This window comes from Mycolicibacterium austroafricanum, from assembly GCF_000612725.1.
Lineage (GTDB): Bacteria > Actinomycetota > Actinomycetes > Mycobacteriales > Mycobacteriaceae > Mycobacterium > Mycobacterium austroafricanum.
Genome location: NZ_HG964450.1, coordinates 922398 through 943793, shown reverse-complemented (window position 1 = coordinate 943793; position 21396 = coordinate 922398). Strand labels below are relative to the sequence as shown.

The window sequence follows — 21396 nt, the reverse complement described above, 5'->3', positions numbered from 1 at the left end:
AATCCGATGCCTTTCGGCCAGTGAAACTCGCCTCTTGCTGCAGGTGGTTCGGGCAGCACAGTGTGGCGGGTCGAAACACGACGCGCACCGCGCGCCGCCAACAACGAGGAACCAGCATGCCGAGTACCGTCCGTGGGGTTATCGCCCGAAGTTCGAAAGCGCCGACAGAAATCGTCGACGTCGTGGTACCTGATCCGACAGGGCACGATGTTGTCGTCAGAGTTCAGGCCTGCGGGGTGTGCCACACCGACCTGACCTACCGCGAAGGCGGAATCAACGATGAGTTTCCGTTCCTGCTGGGCCACGAGGCCGCCGGTGTAGTGGAAGCCGTCGGCCCCGACGTGTCGCACGTCGAACCTGGAGACTTCGTCGTCCTGAACTGGCGCGCGGTGTGCGGGCAGTGCCGGGTCTGCAAGCGCGGGCGACCGCAGTACTGCTTCGACACCCACAACGCCTCGCAGCCGATGACGTTGACAGATGGGACGCCGCTGACACCGGCTCTGGGCATCGGCGCGTTCATCGAGAAGACCTTGGTGCATGAGGGGCAGTGCACCAAGGTCGACGCCGACGCGGACCCCGCCGTGGTAGGCCTCCTGGGCTGTGGCGTCATGGCCGGACTCGGCGCGGCGGTGAACACCGGGGGTGTCGGTCGCGGAGACTCCGTGGCAGTCATCGGTTGCGGCGGCGTCGGCGATGCAGCGATCGCGGGTGCTCACCTGGCGGGTGCATCGACCATCATCGCGGTCGACCGCGATCCGAAGAAGCTGGAATGGGCGGTCGATTTCGGAGCGACCCACATTGTCAACGCCGGCGACGTGGACGCGGTCGAGGCGATTCGCAACCTGACAGATGGATTTGGAGCTGACGTCGTGATCGACGCGGTGGGGCGGCCGGAGACGTGGACGCAGGCGTTTCACGCTCGCGATCTCGCCGGGACCGTCGTCCTCGTCGGGGTGCCGACGCCGGACATGCGGTTGGAGATGCCGTTGATCGACTTCTTCTCGCACGGCGGGGCCTTGAAATCGTCTTGGTACGGGGACTGCCTACCCGAGCGGGACTTCCCGACTCTGGTCGCTCTGTATCAGCAGGGTCGACTTCCTTTGGAGCGGTTCGTGTCCGAGCGCATCACCCTGAAAGACGTGGAAACGGCCTTCGATGCCATGCACCACGGCCACGTTCTTCGATCGGTGGTCGTGCTGTGACGACCCCCGCCCTGGTCGCCGAGCGGGCGGGCCTGCGGGTCGAGCGCGTCGTCACCTCCGGTTCCTTCAGCCTCGACGGAGGAACGTGGGAGGTGGACAACAACGTCTGGTTGATCGGCACCGATACCGACGTCATCGTGGTCGACGCCGCGCACGACGCGGACGCCATCGCGTCTGCGGTCGACGGTCGAGACGTCACCGCGGTGATCTGCACCCACGGTCACAACGATCACGTCAACGTCGCCACGGAACTCGGGGAGAGGCTATACGCCCCGGTGCTTCTGCACCCTGGAGACGAGATGCTTTGGCGCACAGTGCACGACGACACGCCGTTCATGGCCCTCGACGACTCTCAGCGGATCGGATTCGTGGGCACACACGTCTCCGTCATTCACACGCCGGGACATTCGCCCGGATCGGTGTGCCTGTACCTGCCGGAAGCGGACGCGCTGTTCTCCGGCGACACGCTGTTCTCAGGTGGTCCGGGTGCGACGGGTCGGTCGTTCTCCGATTTCCCGACGATCATCGAGTCCATCAGGGAACGGATCATGACGCTGCCTGCGCACACGCACGTCTACACCGGCCACGGCGACGCCACCAGTATCGGCGGTGAGGCGCCGCACCTCGAGGAGTGGATCGCCCGCGGCCACTGAAGTGCACATCGGATTAAGACGAGCGATTTTCATGGGGACGACTAGGGCCCGGCGGATCACCGCCGGGCCCAGTTCGTTGGGTCTTTAGCCGTCAGCCGATGTTGAGCGGCAAGCCGGCGTAGTTCTCGGCGAGTCCCATCGCCGCGGCACGACTGGACGCGACCCACCTCAACTGGGATTGCTGTAGCTGAGCATCGAACGAATCGCCGCTGATGTGCAGCATGCTGGTCATCCACCAGGAGAAGTGGGTGCACCGCCACACACGCTGCAGCGCGTTCGCCGAGTAATTCGCGGCTTGCTCGGGGTCGCTCTTCTTGAGCAACGCGATCAACGCCGGTGCGAGAAGGGACACGTCGGCGATGGCGAGGTTGAGGCCCTTGGCGCCGGTGGGCGGCACGATGTGCGCGGCGTCGCCGGCCAGGAAGAGCTGCCCGTGGCGCATAGGCGTTTGCACGTAGCTACGCATAGGCAGCACGCTGGACTCGGTGATGGGGCCGGTCTGCAAGGTCCAGCCCTCGATACCGGCACCCAGGCGCGTCGACAGCGCGTCCCAGATCCTGTCGTGGGACCAGGATCCGACGTCGGTGTCGTTGGGCACCTGCAGGTACAGGCGGCTCACCGTGTCCGACCGCATGGAGTGCATCGCGAACCCGTCGGGATGCCAGGCGTAGATCAATTCGTCGGTCGACGGAGGTACGTCGGCGAGAACGCCCAGCCACGAGTAGGGATAGGTCTTCTCCCACACCTGCTTCACCGTTTTCGGGACGGCGGCGCGGCTGGGGCCGAACGAGCCGTCGCAGCCGGCAATGACGTCAGCCTCGACGCGCTGCTGGGCGCCGTCGACGGTGAAAGTGACGTACGGCCGTTCGGTTTCGATGTCGTGCACGGCCACGTCAGCGGCCTCGTACACGATCTGCTGGCCAGCGGCGTGCCGCGCGGCGACGAGATCTTTCTGCACCTCGGTCTGCCCGTACACCCACACGCTGCGACCGACGAGGTCGACGAAGTCGAGGTGACGCCGCTCGCCCGGTGTCTGTAGGTAGATACCGCGGTGCTCGATTCCGTTGCGCGACAGCCGATCGCCGAGGCCGACCGACCGCAGCAACTCCACCGACGAGTGCTCCAGGATGCCGGCGCGGATACGGGCGAGAACGTATTCCTCGGTGCGGGCTTCGATGACGATGGAGTCGACACCGTCAGCGGCCAGCAGATGAGACAGCAACATGCCGGCCGGGCCGGCGCCGATGATGGCGACTTGAGTGCGCATACCGCCAGTGAACGACATCGGCCACCGTTCACCCACCCCCGAATTTCACTGAACGAAAGCATGACACCGGTCGGGGCAGGGTGGTCGCTCAACATCACGGTATCGCCCGACGCTCGACTCCTCGGTTGCGCGCAATACGGATAGTCACTGTTGCGACGGTGCTTGATCACGGGCTTGACATGCGCATTCGGAAATTCCCGCCGCGCCGTCATTGGCCGCGCACAGCGGATTGAGGGCCGCCGCGCATAACGGAAGACTCGATGACGCAAGGAGCGTGGACCATTTCCACGGTTCAACCCGGCGCGACGGCAGCCGCTGACGGCGGCACGGTACGGCGCTCGATCGAGGAGCAGACCAACATGGCACGGATTCTCCCTCCCGGAGTCAGCGAGCAGGATTTCGACGCGGCACTGCAGCGATTCCGCGACGTCGTCGGCGACAAGTGGGTGTTGTCGGCAGAGCAGGACCTTGCCGCTTTCCAGGATCCCTATCCGGTCGGCGCCGAAATCGAATACCTGCCGTCGGCCGTTGTGTCACCGGAGAGCACCGAGCAGGTCCGCGACATCGTCCTGATCGCCAATGAATTCGGTATCCCGTTGCAACCGGTGTCGACGGGTAAGAACAACGGCTACGGTGGCGCCTCGCCCCGGCTGTCCGGTGCCGTGATCGTCAAGACCGGCGAACGGATGAACCGGATCCTGGAGGTCAACGAGCGGTTCGGGTACGCACTGCTCGAACCCGGTGTGACCTACTTCGACCTTTACGAGTATCTCCAGGCGAACAACATCAACCTCATGCTCGACTGTCCGGACCTGGGGTGGGGCAGCGTCGTGGGCAACGCGTTGGACCGCGGCGTCGGCTACACACCGTACGGCGATCACTTCATGTGGCAGACCGGTCTGGAAGTCGTTCTGCCACAGGGTGATGTCATGCGCACCGGGATGGGCGCACTGCCCGGCAGCAACACCTGGCAGCTGTTCCCGTACGGTTTCGGCCCGTATCCCGACGGTCTCTTCACTCAGTCCAACCTCGGCATCGTGACCAAGATGGGTATCGCGTTGATGCCCAAACCGCCGGGCTCGCAGTCCTTCCTGATCACCTTCGATCGCGAGGAGGATCTCGAGCAGATCATTGACATCATGTTGCCGCTGCGCATCAACATGGCGCCGCTGCAGAACGTCCCGGTACTGCGCAACATCTTCATGGACGCCGCCGCGGTCTCGCGGCGCAGTGAGTGGTTCGACGGCGAGGGTCCGATGCCCGCCGAGGCGATCGAAACGATGAAACGCGAACTGGACCTGGGCTACTGGAACTTCTACGGCACACTCTACGGACCCCCGCCGGTGATCGAGATGTACTACGGCATGATCCGCGAGGCGTTCGGCCAGATCTCCGGAGCGCGGTTCTTCACGAACGACGAGCGGAACGACCGCGGTGGCCACGTGCTCCAGGATCGTCACAAGATCAACAACGGCGTCCCGAGTCTCGACGAGTTGGAACTGCTCAATTGGGTGCCCAACGGCGGCCACATCTGCTTCTCGCCGGTGTCGGCCCCCGATGGCCGTGATGCGCTCAGGCAGTTCACGATGGTTCGCGACCGCGCCAACGACTACAACAAGGACTACGCGGCGCAATTCATCATCGGCCTGCGCGAGATGCACCACGTGTGCCTGTTCGTCTACGACACCACGCAGCCCGACGTCCGTGAAGAGGCTCTGCAGATGACGCGCGTCCTCGTTCGCGAGGCCGCCGAAGCCGGCTACGGCGAATACCGTACCCACAACGCGCTCATGGACGAGGTCATGGCCACCTTCAATTGGGGCGACGGCGCGCTGCTCAAGTTTCACGAGCAGATCAAGGACGCACTCGACCCCAACGGTGTTATCGCTCCGGGCAAGTCGGGTGTGTGGCCGAAGCACCTCAGGGACGCGTCGCACCGATGACGGCGACCACCGCCGGGGTGCGGTCAGTGCAGCGCGGCTCGGCAGCTGTCCAGGTAGACGCGCAGGGCTCGACGCTGGCGCCAGCTCAGACCGGCGACCATGGCAGCCTCCAGGGCGTTGACGGCGTCATCGCATTCGGCCAGCAGTCGGCGACCGTCGGCGGTGAGGGTCATCAGCATCCGGCGACGGTGTTGAGGATCGGTATGCCTGCTGACCAGCCCCTGCCGCTGCAGAGTGTCGACCATCTCGCCCATCGACTGGGCCGTGACGAACGAACGGCGCGCCAGATCAGCGGCCGAAAGGTCAGCACTGTGCTGCAACACCGTCAGCGCCGTGTACTGCAGAGCCGTGATGCCGTACGGCTTCAAGAGCGTGTCGAGGTGCGACCTGATTGCCAATTCGACCTGCTTGATCGCGTACAGCAACGACGGATGCTGCTGGTGGCCAACACCTTCAGATTCCACTGCGGTCACAGCGGCGCGCTCCGATCGGTAGCGGGAGTATCAGGTTTCCTGCCTACTCTAACGGGCCGCGGCGCCGTCGGCGACGGCTACGGCACCCCACCAGGACACCGCCGGCCGGCGTGCCGATCCCGCCGGCCGGTGAGCCTTGCCCACGCAAACCTGGCGTCAGCAGCGATAGCGAAGGAACGTCCATGACCACCACCACCGAAGCCCCGACCACCGTTCCGCGTCCCGAGCTGGCTGAGTCCTACGGGCTGTTCATCGACGGGCGCTGGCGCGGCGCTGACGGCGGCCGGCAGACCGAGGTTCTCGATCCCGCCACCGGCGAGGTCATCACCCGAGTAGCAGCGGCGGAGGCCGCCGACGTCGACGCCGCCGTGTTGGCGGCGCGTACGGCGTTCGACGACGGTCGGTGGTCGGACCTCCCCGCGCGGGAGCGGGCCAGGGTGCTGACCCGTGCGTCCGAACTCATCCGCAGCCGCGCCGACGAGTTGGTGGCCGTCGAGAGTATCGACGTCGGCAAACCGGTCACGCTGTGCCGACCGGTCGACGTGTTAACCGCCGCTGATCAGTACGAGTACGCTGCAGCCCTGGCGCACACACTGGGTGGGCACACCCGGCCGACGCCCCTTCCCGCACACGCCTACACCCGCAGGGAACCGCTGGGTGTCGTTGGCGCCATCACGCCGTTCAACTTCCCCCTGATCCTGTCGAGCACCAAACTCGCACCCGCACTGGCAGCGGGTAACACCGTGGTCCACAAGCCGTCCGACGAGACGCCGCTCAGTGCTCTGGTGATGGCGGAGATCCTCAGCGAGGCAGGTGTCCCCGCTGGTGTTCTCAACGTCGTCACCGGTCCGGGTCAGGTTGTCGGCGAGACGCTCCTGCGGCACCCCGACGTCAACAAGATCGCATTCACCGGGTCGACGGGAATCGGCCGCCACGCCGGAGCTCTGGCGGGTGAGGCGCTCAAGCCCATCACCCTCGAGCTGGGTGGTAACGCTGCGAACATCGTGTTCGCCGACGCCGACCTCGAGCGCGCGATTCCAGCGATCATCAAGGCATTCACGTTCAACGCCGGCCAGTTCTGCATGGGCGGTCCGCGCCTGCTCGTCGCCGCGGAGATCTACGAGACCGTGCTGGGAATCCTGGCCGAGGCGGTGCCCACCGTGCCCGTCGGCGACCCCTTCGACACCACGACGCTCATGGGTCCGATGGTTGCCGAGCGGCATCTGCAGAAGGTCGACGACTACGTGAGCCAGGCCCGTACCGGGGGTGCACGCGTCGTCACCGGTGGAAGCCGTATCGACGCGGGTGGGGGATTCTTCTATGCGCCCACCGTGATCGCCGACGTGCACAACGACAGCCCCGTCGTCCAGGAGGAGATCTTCGGACCGGTCCTGACCGTGCAGTCCTTCACCGACGAGGCCGAGGCGATCGCACTGGCGAACAGCACGCCGTACGGGCTGGCGTCCGGATTGCAGACCGCTGACATCGGCCGCGCACACCGCGTCGCCGCGGAATTGCACGCCGGCATCGTCTGGGTGAACGACTGGGCCCTGCTGGATCCCGCGATCCCGTTCGGCGGAGTCAAGCAGTCCGGGTTCGGCCGCGAATACGGCCCCGAAGTACTCGAGTCCTACACCAAGACCAAGTCCGTCGTGATCGCGCTGTAGGACACGCGAGAGAGCTGAGGAGCCACCATGACGATCACCACTACCGCCGCCGTCGTCGAAACAGGCGGTGCTGCATTTGAACTCGGCGAGGTTCAACTCGACGAACCGCAGTCTCACGAAGTACTGGTGCGCGTCGTCGCGGCGGGAGTGTGCCATACCGACCTGGGCGTCGCCTCGGGAGCGCTGCCCTTCCCGCTGCCCGGTGTGCTGGGACACGAGGGCGCCGGCATCGTGGAACGCGTCGGCGCCGCCGTGCGCGGAGTGACGCCCGGAGACCACGTACTCTGCAGTTTCGCCTCCTGCGGTGCGTGTGACAGCTGCCGAGACGGACACCCCGCCTACTGCCGAACCTGGTTGCCGCTGAACCTGATCGGAGGCACCCGTCCCGACGGCACCAGTCCCATCGCACGCGGCGAACACGCGCTCGGCGGACACTTCTTCGGACAGTCCTCCTTCGCCCGTCTCGCCGTCGTCAACGAGCGCAGCGTCGTCAAGGTCGATCCGGCGGCGCCGCTGGAGCTGCTGGCTCCGCTGGGCTGCGGCGTCCAGACCGGAGCCGGCGCGGTCTGGAACGTACTGAAACCCGCTCCGGGCCAGCACATCCTGATCACGGGTGCGGGCGCGGTGGGACTGTCAGCGGTCATGGCGGCCCGGCTGACCCCGGCTGCCAGCATCATCGCCGTGGACCGGGTCCCCGCACGACTGGAGTTGGCCAAGTCCCTCGGTGCCACGCACACGATCGACGCCACCACCGAGGACGTCGGCGATGCCGTCACGACCATCACGGGGGGACTGGGCGTGCACGGCGCGGTCGAAACCACCGGCAACGTCGGCGTTCTCCGCACCACGGTGGACGCCCTCGCGCCGCGGGGCACATCCGTGATCGTCGGAGCGCCGCCGTTCGGCACCACCGTCGAACTCGACGTCAACGCGATGATCCCCGGCCGCAGCGTCGTCGGATTGACACTGGGGGACAGCGAAATTCAGACGTTGATTCCCGTGCTGGTCGACCTGGTTGCTTCGGGGCGATTCCCCCTGGACAAGCTCGTCAGCTTCTACGACTTCACCGATATCAACTCCGCCGTCGCCGACATGATCAGCGGCGCGGCGATCAAGCCGGTGCTGCGGTTCTGACCGCGGGCACACCCACGAAAAGGAAAGCCGAGTAATGGATCTGAATAGCAAGGTCGCGATCGTCACGGGTAGCGGGCGAGGCCTCGGGCTGGCGTACGCACAGGCGCTCGCCGCCGCCGGAGCAGCGGTAGTGGTCAACGACGTGAACGACGACGTCGCACAGGCCGCCGCGGAGTCCATCGTCGCCGCCGGTGGTCGTGCGGTCGCCCACACGGTGGCCGTCGGCACCGAGGAGGCCGCTTCCGGACTGGTCGAACGCGCCGTCGCCGAGTTCGGCCGCCTCGACGCCGTCGTGACCAACGCAGGCATCCTGCGGGACAAGGTGCTGTGGAACATGAGCGCCGAGGACTTCGACGCGGTCATCGCGGTACACCTGCGCGGAACTTTCCTGTGTGCCCGCGAGGCGGTGCGTCACTTCCGCGAGGCCAAGGAGGGGGGACGCCTGATCCTCGCCGGCTCACCCGCCGGCCAGCGCGGAAACTTCGGGCAGACGAACTACGCAGCGGCTAAAGCAGGCATCGCCGCGATGGCGCGGACCTGGGCCATGGAGTGCGCCAAGGCGAACGTCACCGTCAACGCGATCATTCCCAATGCGGCCACCGCCATGACCGAAACGATCCCGTTCCTCGCTCCCTACGTCGAAGATCTGAAGGCGGGCAAGCCTATTCCCTCGGTCGTGCGCCGTGCGGCGTCGTTCGGCACGGCGGAGGACGTCGCGGGTCTCGTGGTGTATCTGGCATCGGACGCGTCCGCACACGTCACCGGTCAGTGCATCGGCATCGGCGGTGACCGGTTGGCGCTCTGGTCGCATCCGGCCGAGATCGCGTCGGCGTTTCACGACGGCGGTTGGAGTGCCGACGCCATCGCCGAGGCGTTCGACTCCAGCATCGGCGAGCAGCAGCAGACCTACGGCATCGCACTCCCGCAGATCCCGACAACCGCCAACGCGTGACGATGGGTGCCACCGGTCTGGATCTCGACCGCATCGTCGCGATCGACGTACATACGCACGCCGAAACGGACGGCTGCGGACATTATTCGCTACCCGAGCCGCTGCGCGCCGGTGCAGACAAGTACTTCGGCGCGGAGTCGGGACCACCGAATCTCGACGAGCTGGCGGCCTATTACCGCGAACGCGACATGGCCGCGGTCGTGTTCACCGTCGACGCCGAGTCGGCCCTGGGGCATCGCCGGATCCGCAATGAGGACATCGCCGCCGCCGCGCGCCGACACCCCGATGTGCTGATCCCCTTCGGTAGCGTCGATCCGGCCAAGGGGGCCGCCGGCGTGGAGGAGGCTCGCGCGCTGGTCTCCGAGCACGGGGTGCGGGGGTTCAAGTTCCACCCCAGCCTGCAGGCGTTCTGGCCCGACGACCCGGCGGTGTTCCCGCTCTACGAAGCGCTCGAGGAACTCGGAATGGTGGCGCTGTTCCACTCGGGACAGACCGGCATCGGCGCCGGTCTTCCCGGTGGCGGCGGAATCCGATTGCGCTACAGCAATCCGATGGCGCTCGACGAGGTCGCCGCCCGTTTCCCCGGACTGACCATCATCATCGCGCACCCCTCGTTCCCCTGGCAGGACGAGGCCCTCGCCGTGGCGACCCACAAGCCCAACGTGTACATCGACCTGTCGGGGTGGTCCCCGAAGTACTTCCCCCCGCAGTTGGTGCAGTACGCCAACAGCCTGCTCAAGCACAAGGTGCTGTTCGGCTCCGACTTCCCGCTCATCAGCCCGGACCGGTGGATGAAGGACTTCGCGGACCTGCCGATCAAGGACGAGGTCCGCCCGCTGATCGTCAAGCACAACGCCATCGCCGCGCTGAAACTCGGCACACCGTGAGCACCCCGACCACGGTGGGACTGGACGCCGCGTTGTACGCGGGTGGACACAACTACGGGCTCGGCAGTTGGCCGTGGCGCCGCGCCCGCATCAACGCCGACGCCACCGCCCTGGTCCAGGACGGTCGCAGTCTCAGTTACGGCGAATTGGCCAGGCGCACTGCGCGACTCGCGGCGGCACTGCTCACGGACGGTTTGGCGCCCGGTGGGCGCGTCGCCTATCTCGGGCCCAACGACGTGAGCGCGTTCGAAGCGCTGTTCGCCACGGGGTTGGCGGGCGGGGTCTTCGTTCCGCTCAACACCAGGTTGACCGCCCGCGAGATCGCCTACATACTCGACGACAGTGGAGCGAGCGTGCTCGTCGTCGTCGCCGCCAGCCATGCGCAGATCGTCAACGAGATCGGTTCGTCACCGGCGCCGTTGAGGACCGTCCTGGCCCTGGAGGACGCGAATCTCGACGCGGCGCATCGGCCCTACGAACTGTTCGTCGAGGAGGGTCGACCCGATGGTGCATTCCCCGCCGTGGACTTCGACGACCCCTGCCTGATCCTGTACACGTCGGGGACCACCGGCGCACCCAAAGGTGCTGTGCTGACTCATCGCAACGTCACGTTCAACACCGTGAACCAGCTGGCACACTTCGACGTCACGTCCAGCGACCGGACGTTGTGCATCGCTCCGATCTTCCACGTGACGGGTTTGGGTCAGGTCACCCTGCCCACCCTGTTCAAGGGCGGACAGGTGCGCCCGGTCAGCCGTTTTGATCCCGCGGTGGTTCTGAATGCGATCACCGTCGGTAGAGTGACCGGATTCTCCGCGGTCCCGACGATCCTGCAGATGTTGTGCGACCATCCTAATTGGGAGGCAACGGATCTCACTTCGCTGCGCACCGTGGTGTACGGAGGTTCCCCGGTGCAGGAGCGGGTCGCCGTCGAGTGGCTGCGTCGCGGTGTACCCCTACTCCAGGGCTACGGCATGACCGAGGCCGCCGCCGGTGTCTACATGGCCACCGACCAGACGGCCGCGGGCCGACCCACCGCGATCGGCGTGCCGCACTTCTTCACCGACGTGGCGATGATCGACGACGGTCGCGCGCGACCGCCGCGCCCCGGAGAGTCCGGGGAACTCGTCGTGCGCGGACCGCACATGTTCGCGGGCTACTGGCAGCGCGAGGACGACACCGCTGCGGCGTTGACGGACGACGGTTGGTATCGGACCGGCGACGTCATCGCCACCGGCGAGGACGGTCTGGCCGCCGTGGTCGACCGCGTCAAGGACATCATCATCTCCGGCGGTGAGAACATCTATCCGGTCGAAGTCGAGGCCGCATTGGAACGTCTGCCCGGAATCGCGTCGGCGGCCGTAGTCGGCGTGCCCGATGACAAGTGGGGTGAGGTCGGACTGGCCTACGTGGTTCCTGAAGATTCCGGCTTCGATGAGGAGTCCGCACGCACGGCGTTGTCCACCGAACTGGCGCGCTACAAAATCCCCAAGTACTTCGAGGTGATCGACGCCATCCCCCGCAACGCCACGGGCAAGATCCGCAGAACCGAATTGCGGCTCAGTGCAAGCAAATCAACACCGAATCGAACAACAACCCCTGAAAGGACATTGTGACCACGACGATCACCACCCCGCACGATCTGCCCTCGCTGGCCGGTAGCGACCTCGGACACAGCGACTGGCTGGAGATCCCCCAGTCGGACATCGACCTGTTCGCCGACGCGACCCACGACCACCAGTGGATCCACGTCGACCCGGAGAAGGCGAAGGACGGTCCGTTCAAGGAGACCATCGCCCACGGATACCTGACGTTGTCGCTGCTAATCCCGCTCTGGTCGGAGCTCCTGGAGATCAAGGAACTCAGCATGGCGATCAACTACGGACTCAACAAGGTTCGCTTCCCGGCGCCCGTTCCCGCAGGCGCGAAGGTGCGGCTCGCCGCGACCGTCGCGGCGGTGGAGGAGGTATCCGGCGGCGGCTACCAGGTCACCGTGAACGGAACCGTCGAATCGAATCGCAGCGAGAAGCCCGCCGTGGTGGCCGAGATGGTCTACCGCTACTACGCCTGAACCCCCGTACGCGGCGGAGGTGGTTGCGCCAGTCGGCCGCAGCCACCTGCGGCGCGTTCGCACTTCTCCGGTGCCGCTAGGCGTGGGCTGCGTCGACGAGCAGCGAACCGTGCAGCGCGTCCGACGGCGACTCCCCGAACGCATCGCGATACTGCCCGGCGAAACGGCCCAGATGTGTGAATCCCCAACGCATCGCGATCTGCGCGACACCGTCGGAGCGGGGATCCGCGGCGACGAGATCGCGGCGGGCCTGGCGCAGCCGCAAGTCGCGAACATACCGCATAGGCGTTGTGCCCAAGGAGGTTTGAAAGCCCTCCTGCAGCGAGCGCACGCTGAGGCGGACGTGTGCGGCGATGGTTGCAACATCCATGGGCTCGGCGAGATGCTCCTCGATGTACTCGACGGCGCGCTGGATGGTGGCGGGACGCGCGGGTTGGGCATCGGCGTCGAGTTCCTCGCGGTAGTTGTGCCGCGCGGCGAGCAGGAGGCCGGTCATGACGCTGCCGGCGAGGCTCGCCGCCATCATCGGGTGCCGGCACAGCGCGTCCGGAGTGCTCATCTGATTGGCGAGATCGCGCAGGAACGTCCACCACTGCTGTGCTCGCACCTCGGTCAGGTCGAGCGGGAGCGCGAACTGAATGGGGCCGTCGACGGGGCGGTTGAGCAGCGTCGCGAGCTGCTCCTCGAGCGCGGGGCGGGAGATCTTCACCGCCAGCATGCGGCACTGGTCGTCACGCCAGCCGCGCATGACGGTCGGTCGGTCGCATCGATACACCGCCGCGCGCGTCGACGTGGCGATCACGCGGTCCACGCCGGACCCGGTCTTCAGCTCACCGCGCACGGGAATGTTGACGTGGTACGCCGCGGTCAGCGCGCCCGTACCGACCTGCACCTCCGTGTCGTACGAGAGCCAACCCATCGTCACCGGACCGAGCTGAGCGGCATCGATGTGCATCGAGAAGTCGGAGGCGTGTCCCAAGACGTCGACGCGGTGCGGGTAGTAGATCGCCCCGCCGATGGTCTGCGCCTCTTCTATGTCTCGGCTGCACATCGACATCGACGGCCGCGCGGGTAAAGCCAACTCACTTGCCACCCGTCTATGAGACCAGAGTCACACCGGAGAATGCAAGGAACCCTGATAATCATCACCATTGAAACCGCCGCGCAAAGGGGATAGAGGGGCGCGTTGGGTGGATCGACGGTGCTCGGTAGCTGGGCCTAACTTCGCAGGAAGGAAGTGCCAGAGATCACACCAGCCCCTTCGGAGAGACCATGACCGCTCAGCCCGACACCGCCGCCGACACCGGTGGATGCCCTGTGACTCACGCCGTGACGCCCACCGGATGTCCGGTGTCGTCGATGGCGGCCCAGTTCGATCCGTTCACGGGCGCCTACCAGGTCAATCCGGCGGACAGCCTGGCGCGTGCACGCCGCGAGGAGCCGGTCTTCTACAGCCCGATCCTCGACTACTGGGTCGTGACGAGGTACGAGGACGTCAAGGCGATTTTCCGCGACCCGGACACGTTCTCCGCGGCCATCACCCTGGAGCAGATCACCCCGATCAGCGAAGAGGCTATCGACATCCTGGACAAGTACGACTTCGCGCCGGGGCCGACTATCGTCAACGAGGACGAGCCGATGCACACGGCGCATCGTCGCGCACTGATGGAACCCTTCGAGATCGACTCTGTCTCGGTGCTGGCTCCCCGCATCCACGAGGTCATCACCGAGTACGTGGACCGGTTCATCAAGCGTGGTCAAGCCGATCTGATCGACGACCTGATCTACGAGGTGCCCTGCATCGTGGCGCTGATGTTCCTCGGGGTCCCCGACGAGGACATCGAGACCTGCCGCCAGTTCGGCATGCAGCAGACGTTGTTCACCTGGGGAAGGCCGGACGAGTCCGAACAGGAGCGCGTGGCCACGGGCATGGGTCAGTTCTGGGAGTTCGCGGGTTCGCTGGTTCAGCGACTCAAGGAGACGCCCGATGCACCGGGTTGGATTCCGCATGCCATCCGCGCGCAGGCCGTCAACCCGGAGCTGATCACCGACAACTACCTGCAGAACATCATGATGAGCGGCATCCTCGCCGCTCATGAGACGACGACCAATGCGACCGCCAATGCGTTCCGCACCCTGCTCGAGAACCGGGAGGCCTGGGACGAACTGTGCAACGACCTGTCATTGATCCCCAAGGTCGTCGAGGAGTGCCTGCGTTACGCCGGCTCGGTGGTCGCCTGGCGCAGGATGACCACCGACGACGTCACCGTCGGAGGCGTCGAGATCCCGGCCGGTTCGCGGCTGCTGATCGTGACCGCTTCGGCCAACCGGGACGACACGGTGTTCGACGAGCCGGACAGGTTCGACATCCACCGTTCCAACTCGCGCCGACACCTCACCTTCGGACTAGGGACGCACACCTGCATGGGCGCCACCCTCGCTCGCACAGAGATGAAGATCTTCCTGGAGATCCTCGCGACCCGGTTGCCGCACATGCACCTCGTCGACGGCCAGGAGTACACCTATCTGCCCAATACGTCGTTCCGAGGGCCCGAACACGTTCTCGTGCACTGGGATCCCGCCGCGAACCCGATCCCGGCCGACCGGCCCTGACTCGACTGGAGCCCGCACCGTGTATCGCGTACTGATCAGCTACGGCCACCCCGACGACCCCGCGGTCTTCGACGAGTACTACAGCGGAACTCACCTCGCTCTCGCCGCGCAGATTCCGGGTGTGCAGCAGTTCGTCGCCGGACGATGCGAATCGCTCGACGGCACCCCGCCGGCGGTGTACATGCTCGCCGACATCGGATTCGCCAGCAGAGAGGACGCCGCGGCGGGGCTGTCCTCACCCGAGGGACAGGCCGCAGCCGCCGACATCGCGAACTTCGCCACCGGCGGTGCCACCCTGGCCTTCCGCAACGACGACATCAGCATTCCCTGAAAGGAATTGATCCATGCCCAAGTACTCCCATCCCTCAGACCTCCGCAAATTCGTCGGTGGAATCTTCGAAAAGGCTTACCAGGACCCAGAGTTGGGACCGAAGCTGTCCGCGACGGGTGCCGTGCTGCTGGTCTCGTGCACCGACCCGGACAGCTCGGTCGTTCTCGACATGCCGAACAAGGCCGTCTACACCACCGCGGAAGAGGGGTCGGTCACCCCCAACGCGACACTGAAGATGGACACCGATACGGCGAACCGCTTCTGGCAGGGCAAGGTCAACATGACCCTGGCGATGGCCAAGGGTCAGGTCAAGGCCGAGGGTGCCATCATGAAGGTGCTCAAGCTGGTGCCGAACACGAAGTTCCTCTACCCGATCTACATCCAGGACCTCAAAGACGCCGGGCGCGAGGATCTCCTCGCTTAGTAACCCGTCTCGAAGACGCTTAAACACAAGAGGATTCACGATGCCTACCATCACGTACGTCCATCCGGACGGCACCAAGCAGGACGTCACCGTCGCCGCCGGCAAACGGATCATGCACTCGGCGATCGCCAACGACATCGACGGCATCGTCGGCGAATGCGGAGGCCAGGTCATGTGTGCCACGTGCCACGTCTACGTCGATGAAGCCTGGGCCGACCGCGTTCCGCCGATCACCGACGAGGAGGACGAGATGCTCGACGGCACGGCCAGCCCCCGCACCGGGGAGAGTCGCCTGTCGTGCCAGATCCCGGTGACTGACGACCTGGACGGCATCGTGGTGCGTCTACCCGACGAACAGGCCTGAACGTCATGACCGCACCAGTCGTCATCGTCGGGGCCGGCCAGGCGGGAGTCGAGACGGCAGTCGCATTGCGCAGCAAGGGGTTCGACGATCCCATTGTGATCCTCGGCGATGAGAGGTGCGCACCCTACCAGCGGCCGCCGCTGTCCAAGGAGTTCCTCAAAGCACCCACCGACAGCGACGACATCGCACTGAGACCTGCCGCCTACTTCGACCGCAACAACATCGACTTGCGCTGCGGACGCAACGTGACCGGGATCGACCGCGACGCAGGGAGTGTCAGGCTGGCCGACGGGACGGCCCAGACCTACCAACACCTGGTGCTCGCGACCGGGACTCGCAACCGGCGGCTGAATGTCCCCGGCGCTGATCTCGGCGGTCTGCACTATCTGCGCACCCTCGACGAGGCGCACGCACTCACCGCACGCCTGAAGTCCTGTGCCTCGGTAGTGGTGATAGGCGCCGGTTTCATCGGCCTCGAGGTCGCCGCGGCCGCCCGTGCGCACGGCGCCGACGTCACCGTCGTGGAAGCCGCCGAGCGGCCAATGGGCCGCGCCGTGAGCCGGCAGATGTCGGACTACTACGCCGACCTTCACCGATCCAACGGCGTTCGCCTGCTGATGAACACCGGCGTGGGCGAGATAGCCGAGAAGGACGGCCGCGCAGCCACTGTCATCACAACGGCGGGGGAGCGGATCGACGCCGACGTGATCGTCGTCGGCATCGGCGTGATACCGAACACCGAACTCGCCGCAGCGGCCGGCCTCGCCGTGGACAACGGTGTCGTCGTCGACTCGATGCTGAGCACCGAGGACGCGAACATCTCCGCGGTAGGCGACTGTGCGGCGTATCCGCTGCCCTCACGGCCCGGCCTCGTCCGCCTGGAATCGGTGCAGAACGCCGTCGACCATGCGCGCTGCGTCGCCGCGCGACTCACCGGCCAGGCGAGCGATTACGACAGGGTCGCCTGGTTCTGGACCGAACAGTTCGACAGCAAGCTTCAAATGGCCGGTCTCGTAACTGGATACGACCGTGCAATTCTTCGCGGGGACCCCGGGCGGGGCTCATTCTCGGTGTTCTGTTTTGGCGGCGACGTACTCCTCGGGGTCGAATCGGTGAACGCCGCCCGCGACCACATGGCCGCCAGGAAGCTGCTGGCGGGGCGGTGCGCGATCACGCCCGAACAAGCGGCTGATGTCGGCGTCGACCTGAAGTCCCTCGTCACGACCTGAGCGGAGGTTTTCGCCCAGTGAAATGGCCAGTGAGACTGTAGCGCGTTGCGCTGGTGTGATGTGCCGATGTCCGTAGAGTTTGCCGATACCCGTCGACGCGTATCAATCCGTAGCCGCGACGTCGACGAATCGCGCGCGGTCGGCGCGCGGGTGTTCTATCCGCACAGCGTCGCGGTGCTGGGGGCGACGTCCCGCTTCGCGCTGCAGATCGACGGGGTCGACCTCGGCGCCGTCACGCTGGGCTGGCTGTCGTGGGGCACCGAAGTGCAGATCGGCACCGCCGCACTCGACGACGCCTACCAGGTGAACATCCCCATGCGAGGGAGGCTGGAGACCAGCTGCGGGACCGACCGCGTGGTCGCGACACCGTCGCGCGCGGCCGTGTACCGGCACGACCGGCAGACGATGATGCGCGGATTCGGTGACGGCCGCGATTGGGTGCTCGCCGTCAAAATCGATAGAACCTCGGCCGAACGGCATCTGGCGAAGATGCTGAATCGCCACACCGTCGAACCGATTCAGTTCGACATGGCCATCGATCTCACTGAACCGCGCTGCGCGCAGTGGTGGTCGATGCTCCGCGACCTCGCGGTTCAAGTACACCGCCCGGAATCGATCTGCCTCCACCCGCTCATGGCGGAGAGCCTGTCCGCGAGCATCATGACCGGCCTCATGCTGGCCGCGCGTCACAACTACACCGACGCCCTCCACGTCGATTCGTCAGCTGTACGCGCGCCAACCATCCAGCGAGCCGTCGACTACATCGAGGACAATCTGGGTGAGCCGCTCGACGTCACGTCAATCGCCGCGCACGCCCGACTGAGTGTGCGCGCGCTGCAGGAGGGTTTTCGAGCGACTTTCGGCACAACGCCCATGCGCTACGTGCGTCAGGCTCGATTGCGCCAGGCTCGTGACGACCTCCGCTGCGCGACCGGCGACGAAGGGGTCACCCAGATCGCTCACCGGTGGGGCTTCACCCATCTCGGTCGCTTCGCGTGCCTGTACCGACAGACCTTCGGCGAGAGCCCGTCGGCCGCGCTGAACACCGGCGTTCGACGCTACGGAACGCGTTCGCCGATTCACGCCACCGACGAATGTGCGGATGCGACGCTGTCCTGATGGCTCGATCCCCCTCCGGAGAGTCGGTGCTGCAGCGCGCCGTCAGGATTCTGGAGGTGTTCGACTCGAACAACGTCGCGGTGTCGGTGTCCGACATCGCCGAACGGGCGGGCCTGCCGCTGTCGACCGCATCGCGATTGATCGACGAACTGGTCGAACACGGTCTTTTGCGACGTGACTCCCAACGTCGTGTCCGCATAGGAATACGACTGTGGGAGTTGGCATCTCGCGCCTCGCCGATGAGGAACCTGCGTGATGCCGCCATGCCGTTCCTCGAAGACCTGCACTCCGTAGTGGGGCACCACGTACAAGTCGGAGTCCTGGATGGCGACGACGTGTTGTTCATCGAACGGCTCAGTGCTCCCGGTGCGGTGATCAACGTGACGCGCATAGCGGGTCGCCTGCCCATTCACGCCTCGTCATCGGGTCTGGTTCTCCTTGCCAACAGTCCGTACGCGATGCAGGAGCGCATCACGAACGGGCACCTCGAGGTATTCACCGAGCACACCATCGGCGACGGCGCCCAGTTGCGAGCCACGTTGGTCGACATCCGCCGCAACGGCTACGCCCTCTGCGCGGGACACATCCACCACGACGCCACCGGGATCGCGGTCCCAATTCGTGATTCCGGCGAGCGGGTCGTGGGGGCGCTGTCGGCGATCGTGCCGCGCGATGCGAGCGCCATCAGCCACGTTCCGGCTCTGCTGGCAAGCAGTCGAGGCATCCACCGCGCACTGAGCACACCCGTGATCCCGCCCGCGCCGCCATTGCACCAACTTCGCTCTCATTGAATGGAAGCGACGTTGTGAGTCAGGACACTCACAGGGGATCGTCATGACCATGACCACTTCGCTGCCCGCGACGCCCATGCGTACCAGCGCCGGCGCGAACACGGACCTTGCCCTGCAGGTGGTATCCGCCGAGGTCATCGCCGAGGGCGTGCGCCGGCTCGTGCTCCGAAAGCCCGACGGCGCTCGACTGCCGGACTGGGCGCCGGGAGCCCACATCGACCTGTTCCTGCCCGGTGACCGGATACGTCAGTACTCCCTGTGCGGCGATCGATGGGACGCACACACCTACCAGGTCGCGGTCCTGAGGGAACCCGACGGTCGCGGCGGGTCGGCCTACGTCCACGACCACCTGAAAGTGGGTGACGTCGTGGGCGTCGGAGGGCCGCGCAACAACTTCGCGATGGCCCCCGCCGAGCACTACCTATTCATCGCCGGCGGGATCGGCATCACCCCCATCCTGCCGATGATTCACCAAGCGCAGATGGTCGACGCGTCGTGGACGTTGCTTTACGGGGGCCGCACCGCGGCGTCGATGGCGTTTGTCGACGAGCTGTCACGGTACGGGCGGCAGGTCCGAATCCGGCCTCAGGACACGCACGGGCTGTTGCCGATTCGGGAGTCCATCAAGGCACTTCCCGCCGACGGCAAGGTGTACTGCTGCGGACCAGCGCCCCTTCTGGCGGCCGTCCAGGCGGTCGGCGGCGATAGGAAGCCGGGAACCGTCCGCATCGAACGTTTCGTCGCCGAACCGTTGGCGTCACCCGTTCGTTGCACTCCGTTCGAGGTCGAACTGCGACGTTCTGGGGTCACCGTCACCGTGCAACCCCACCAGTCGATTCTCGACGTCGTCTCCGAGGCCGGTGTTCCCGTTCTCTCGTCGTGCGGGAGGGGTCTGTGCGGAACGTGCGAATCCACCGTCGTCGACGGCGTCCCCGATCACCGCGACTCACTGCTCACAAACGACGAACGTTCCAGCAACACCGTCATGCTGCCGTGCGTCTCGCGCGCGTGTTCCGACCGACTCGTACTTGATCTGTAAGGCCGACCGTGACCCTCAGTGCAACTCCGCTCCTGCCCCGAATGTCCGACGATCCGTTCGGACCGACGATCCTGGAAGACCCCTCGGACTTCCACCGCAACATGCGGGAGCGCGGACCCATCGTGTACCTCTCCCGCTACGACGTGTACGGCATGGGCCGGTACAACGACGTCCACGCCGCGCTCATCGACTGGCAGTCCTTTGAGTCCGCAGCGGGGGTGGGGTTGAGCAACTTCAGATACGAGAAGCCCTGGCGCCCACCAAGTCTCCTGCTCGAGAGCAACCCCCCTCGCCACGACGCGCCCAGAGGGGTCCTCTCCGCGATTCTCAACGTTCGCGCGCTGAAGGGACTGCGCGACAACTGGATCGCCGACGCGGCAGCCCTCGTCGACGAACTGTGTGATCGCCGCGAGGTGGACGCCGTCGCCGACATCGCGCGGGTCTTCCCGCTGCGGGTGTTTCCCGACGCCGTGGGCATCGGCCGCACCGGCCGCGACAACCTGCTGCCGTACGGCGACCACCTATTCAACGCTTTCGGCCCCTCCAACGAACTGGTCGCGAAGGGTGCGCACCGGATCGGTGAACTGTCGGCGTGGGTGATGGCACAGTGTGAGAGAGCCGCGCTCCGTGACGAGGTGATCGACGGCCAACCGACGTTCGGCGCACAGATATGGGCGGCCGCAGACCGGGGTGATATCACCTACGAGCAGGCCCCCCTCGTGGTGCGCTCGCTGTTGTCCGCGGGCGTGGACACCACCGTGCTGGGAATATCGGCGGTCTTGGCGGCATTTGCCCACCATCCCGACCAGTGGCGGGCCGTACGGGACAATCCGGCATTGGCGCGTGTGGCGTTCGACGAGGCGGTTCGGTGGGAGTCGCCGGTGCAGACGTTCTTCCGCACGGCGACAAAGGACATCGCGATCGGCGACCACGTGGTCCCCGACGGCAAGAAGATCCTCATGTTCCTCGGCTCGGCCAATCGCGATCCCCGGCGATGGGCAGATCCGGATCAGTTCGACCTGCGCCGAAACCCCTCCGGACACGTCGGGTTCGGCATGGGGATCCACCAATGCGTCGGACAGCACGTCGCACGGCTGGAAGCCGAAGCCCTGCTCGTCGCGCTCACCCAGCGGTTCGAGTCCATCGCCATGACTGGCACACCGCGTCGTCATCACAACAACACCCTGCGTGCCTGGGAGACCCTGCCCATCACGCTCACCCCCGCCTGATTGCCGTC

General features: G+C 65.9%; 21 protein-coding genes. 18 read left to right on the top strand and 3 right to left on the bottom strand.

Going from position 1 to position 21396, the window contains the following annotated elements:
* Positions 1-116 precede the first annotated feature (116 nt).
* A complete protein-coding gene (locus BN976_RS04595) occupies positions 117-1202 on the top strand; it encodes an S-(hydroxymethyl)mycothiol dehydrogenase (protein WP_036368313.1) in 1086 nt (361 codons plus the stop codon).
* Positions 1199-1855: an MBL fold metallo-hydrolase gene (locus BN976_RS04590; RefSeq protein ID WP_084182206.1), complete on the top strand. Its 657-nt coding sequence runs from the start codon at positions 1199-1201 to the stop codon at positions 1853-1855. The genes BN976_RS04595 and BN976_RS04590 overlap by 4 nt, the downstream gene beginning before the upstream one ends.
* 91 nt (positions 1856-1946) lie before the next feature.
* Here the strand turns inward: BN976_RS04590 and BN976_RS04585 are convergent, their stop codons facing one another.
* Complete coding sequence (locus tag BN976_RS04585; RefSeq protein ID WP_036369220.1) at positions 1947-3122, bottom strand: 4-hydroxybenzoate 3-monooxygenase; 1176 nt, start codon at positions 3120-3122, stop codon at positions 1947-1949.
* 260 nt (positions 3123-3382) lie between these two features.
* Here BN976_RS04585 and BN976_RS04580 point away from each other — a divergent pair, with 260 nt between their 5' ends.
* Positions 3383-5065 (top strand): FAD-binding oxidoreductase, encoded by a 1683-nt coding sequence (locus tag BN976_RS04580; protein WP_235621969.1) that lies wholly within the window; start codon positions 3383-3385, stop codon positions 5063-5065.
* Positions 5066-5088: 23 nt separating this feature from the next.
* On the opposite strand, the gene BN976_RS04575 is transcribed toward BN976_RS04580, so the two are convergent.
* Positions 5089-5538, bottom strand: coding sequence for a MarR family winged helix-turn-helix transcriptional regulator (locus BN976_RS04575; RefSeq protein ID WP_109489538.1), 450 nt, complete (start codon positions 5536-5538; stop codon positions 5089-5091).
* A gap of 182 nt (positions 5539-5720) precedes the next feature.
* Between BN976_RS04575 and BN976_RS04570 the strand changes: the two genes are divergently transcribed.
* From BN976_RS04570 to BN976_RS04545, 6 genes are read left to right on the top strand one after another with little or no spacing between them, the layout of a single operon-like run.
* Positions 5721-7205 (top strand): aldehyde dehydrogenase family protein, encoded by a 1485-nt coding sequence (locus tag BN976_RS04570; RefSeq protein WP_084182205.1) that lies wholly within the window; start codon positions 5721-5723, stop codon positions 7203-7205.
* 27 nt (positions 7206-7232) lie between these two features.
* Positions 7233-8339 carry an NAD(P)-dependent alcohol dehydrogenase gene (locus BN976_RS04565; protein WP_036368310.1) on the top strand — a complete coding sequence of 369 codons (1107 nt, stop codon included), beginning with the start codon at positions 7233-7235 and terminating at the stop codon, positions 8337-8339.
* 34 nt (positions 8340-8373) lie between these two features.
* Positions 8374-9291, top strand: coding sequence for an SDR family oxidoreductase (locus BN976_RS04560; RefSeq protein WP_036368309.1), 918 nt, complete (start codon positions 8374-8376; stop codon positions 9289-9291).
* Between the two features lie 2 nt (positions 9292-9293).
* Positions 9294-10178 carry an amidohydrolase family protein gene (locus tag BN976_RS04555; RefSeq protein ID WP_036368308.1) on the top strand — a complete coding sequence of 295 codons (885 nt, stop codon included), beginning with the start codon at positions 9294-9296 and terminating at the stop codon, positions 10176-10178.
* Positions 10175-11794 (top strand): acyl-CoA synthetase, encoded by a 1620-nt coding sequence (locus BN976_RS04550; protein ID WP_235621968.1) that lies wholly within the window; start codon positions 10175-10177, stop codon positions 11792-11794. Before BN976_RS04555 ends, BN976_RS04550 begins: the two co-directional genes overlap by 4 nt.
* A complete protein-coding gene (locus tag BN976_RS04545) occupies positions 11791-12249 on the top strand; it encodes a MaoC family dehydratase (RefSeq protein WP_036368306.1) in 459 nt (152 codons plus the stop codon). Before BN976_RS04550 ends, BN976_RS04545 begins: the two co-directional genes overlap by 4 nt.
* Before the next feature lie 76 nt (positions 12250-12325).
* On the opposite strand, the gene BN976_RS04540 is transcribed toward BN976_RS04545, so the two are convergent.
* Positions 12326-13342, bottom strand: coding sequence for an AraC-like ligand-binding domain-containing protein (locus BN976_RS04540; RefSeq protein ID WP_235621967.1), 1017 nt, complete (start codon positions 13340-13342; stop codon positions 12326-12328).
* Between the two features lie 179 nt (positions 13343-13521).
* Here BN976_RS04540 and BN976_RS04535 point away from each other — a divergent pair, with 179 nt between their 5' ends.
* The 9 genes from BN976_RS04535 (at position 13522) to BN976_RS04495 (ending at position 21388) form a co-directional block, all read left to right on the top strand.
* On the top strand, positions 13522-14862 hold the full coding sequence (locus BN976_RS04535; RefSeq protein ID WP_036368304.1) for a cytochrome P450: 1341 nt from the start codon (positions 13522-13524) through the stop codon (positions 14860-14862).
* 19 nt (positions 14863-14881) lie between these two features.
* Entirely contained in the window at positions 14882-15193 is a 312-nt protein-coding gene (locus BN976_RS04530; protein ID WP_036368301.1) for an EthD family reductase, read from the top strand.
* Positions 15194-15206: 13 nt separating this feature from the next.
* Positions 15207-15617, top strand: coding sequence for an SCP2 sterol-binding domain-containing protein (locus BN976_RS04525; protein WP_036368298.1), 411 nt, complete (start codon positions 15207-15209; stop codon positions 15615-15617).
* Between the two features lie 40 nt (positions 15618-15657).
* Positions 15658-15981: a 2Fe-2S iron-sulfur cluster-binding protein gene (locus BN976_RS04520; RefSeq protein ID WP_036368295.1), complete on the top strand. Its 324-nt coding sequence runs from the start codon at positions 15658-15660 to the stop codon at positions 15979-15981.
* 5 nt (positions 15982-15986) lie between these two features.
* The gene (locus tag BN976_RS04515) at positions 15987-17210 is read left to right on the top strand and encodes an NAD(P)/FAD-dependent oxidoreductase (protein ID WP_036368292.1); all 1224 of its coding nucleotides are present in this window, start codon (positions 15987-15989) and stop codon (positions 17208-17210) included.
* Positions 17211-17276: 66 nt separating this feature from the next.
* On the top strand, positions 17277-18329 hold the full coding sequence (locus tag BN976_RS04510) for an AraC family transcriptional regulator (protein ID WP_145977913.1): 1053 nt from the start codon (positions 17277-17279) through the stop codon (positions 18327-18329).
* A complete protein-coding gene (locus BN976_RS04505) occupies positions 18329-19120 on the top strand; it encodes an IclR family transcriptional regulator (RefSeq protein ID WP_036368287.1) in 792 nt (263 codons plus the stop codon). The genes BN976_RS04510 and BN976_RS04505 overlap by 1 nt, the downstream gene beginning before the upstream one ends.
* A gap of 61 nt (positions 19121-19181) precedes the next feature.
* Positions 19182-20159 carry a PDR/VanB family oxidoreductase gene (locus BN976_RS04500; RefSeq protein WP_036369205.1) on the top strand — a complete coding sequence of 326 codons (978 nt, stop codon included), beginning with the start codon at positions 19182-19184 and terminating at the stop codon, positions 20157-20159.
* 41 nt (positions 20160-20200) lie between these two features.
* Positions 20201-21388: a cytochrome P450 gene (locus BN976_RS04495; protein WP_109489537.1), complete on the top strand. Its 1188-nt coding sequence runs from the start codon at positions 20201-20203 to the stop codon at positions 21386-21388.
* Positions 21389-21396 lie beyond the last annotated feature (8 nt).

Bases quoted from the DNA above. Each gene is read 5' to 3' on its own strand.
- BN976_RS04595 (WP_036368313.1), top strand. From the start codon at position 117: ATGCCGAGTACCGTCCGTGGGGTTATCGCCCGAAGTTCGAAAGCGCCG.
- BN976_RS04585 (WP_036369220.1), bottom strand. From the start codon at position 3,122: ATGCGCACTCAAGTCGCCATCATCGGCGCCGGCCCGGCCGGCATGTTG.
- BN976_RS04580 (WP_235621969.1), top strand. From the start codon at position 3,383: ATGACGCAAGGAGCGTGGACCATTTCCACGGTTCAACCCGGCGCGACG.
- BN976_RS04570 (WP_084182205.1), top strand. From the start codon at position 5,721: ATGACCACCACCACCGAAGCCCCGACCACCGTTCCGCGTCCCGAGCTG.
- BN976_RS04565 (WP_036368310.1), top strand. From the start codon at position 7,233: ATGACGATCACCACTACCGCCGCCGTCGTCGAAACAGGCGGTGCTGCA.
- BN976_RS04560 (WP_036368309.1), top strand. From the start codon at position 8,374: ATGGATCTGAATAGCAAGGTCGCGATCGTCACGGGTAGCGGGCGAGGC.
- BN976_RS04555 (WP_036368308.1), top strand. From the start codon at position 9,294: ATGGGTGCCACCGGTCTGGATCTCGACCGCATCGTCGCGATCGACGTA.
- BN976_RS04535 (WP_036368304.1), top strand. From the start codon at position 13,522: ATGACCGCTCAGCCCGACACCGCCGCCGACACCGGTGGATGCCCTGTG.
- BN976_RS04525 (WP_036368298.1), top strand. From the start codon at position 15,207: ATGCCCAAGTACTCCCATCCCTCAGACCTCCGCAAATTCGTCGGTGGA.
- BN976_RS04520 (WP_036368295.1), top strand. From the start codon at position 15,658: ATGCCTACCATCACGTACGTCCATCCGGACGGCACCAAGCAGGACGTC.
- BN976_RS04515 (WP_036368292.1), top strand. From the start codon at position 15,987: ATGACCGCACCAGTCGTCATCGTCGGGGCCGGCCAGGCGGGAGTCGAG.
- BN976_RS04510 (WP_145977913.1), top strand. From the start codon at position 17,277: ATGTCCGTAGAGTTTGCCGATACCCGTCGACGCGTATCAATCCGTAGC.
- BN976_RS04505 (WP_036368287.1), top strand. From the start codon at position 18,329: ATGGCTCGATCCCCCTCCGGAGAGTCGGTGCTGCAGCGCGCCGTCAGG.
- BN976_RS04495 (WP_109489537.1), top strand. From the start codon at position 20,201: ATGTCCGACGATCCGTTCGGACCGACGATCCTGGAAGACCCCTCGGAC.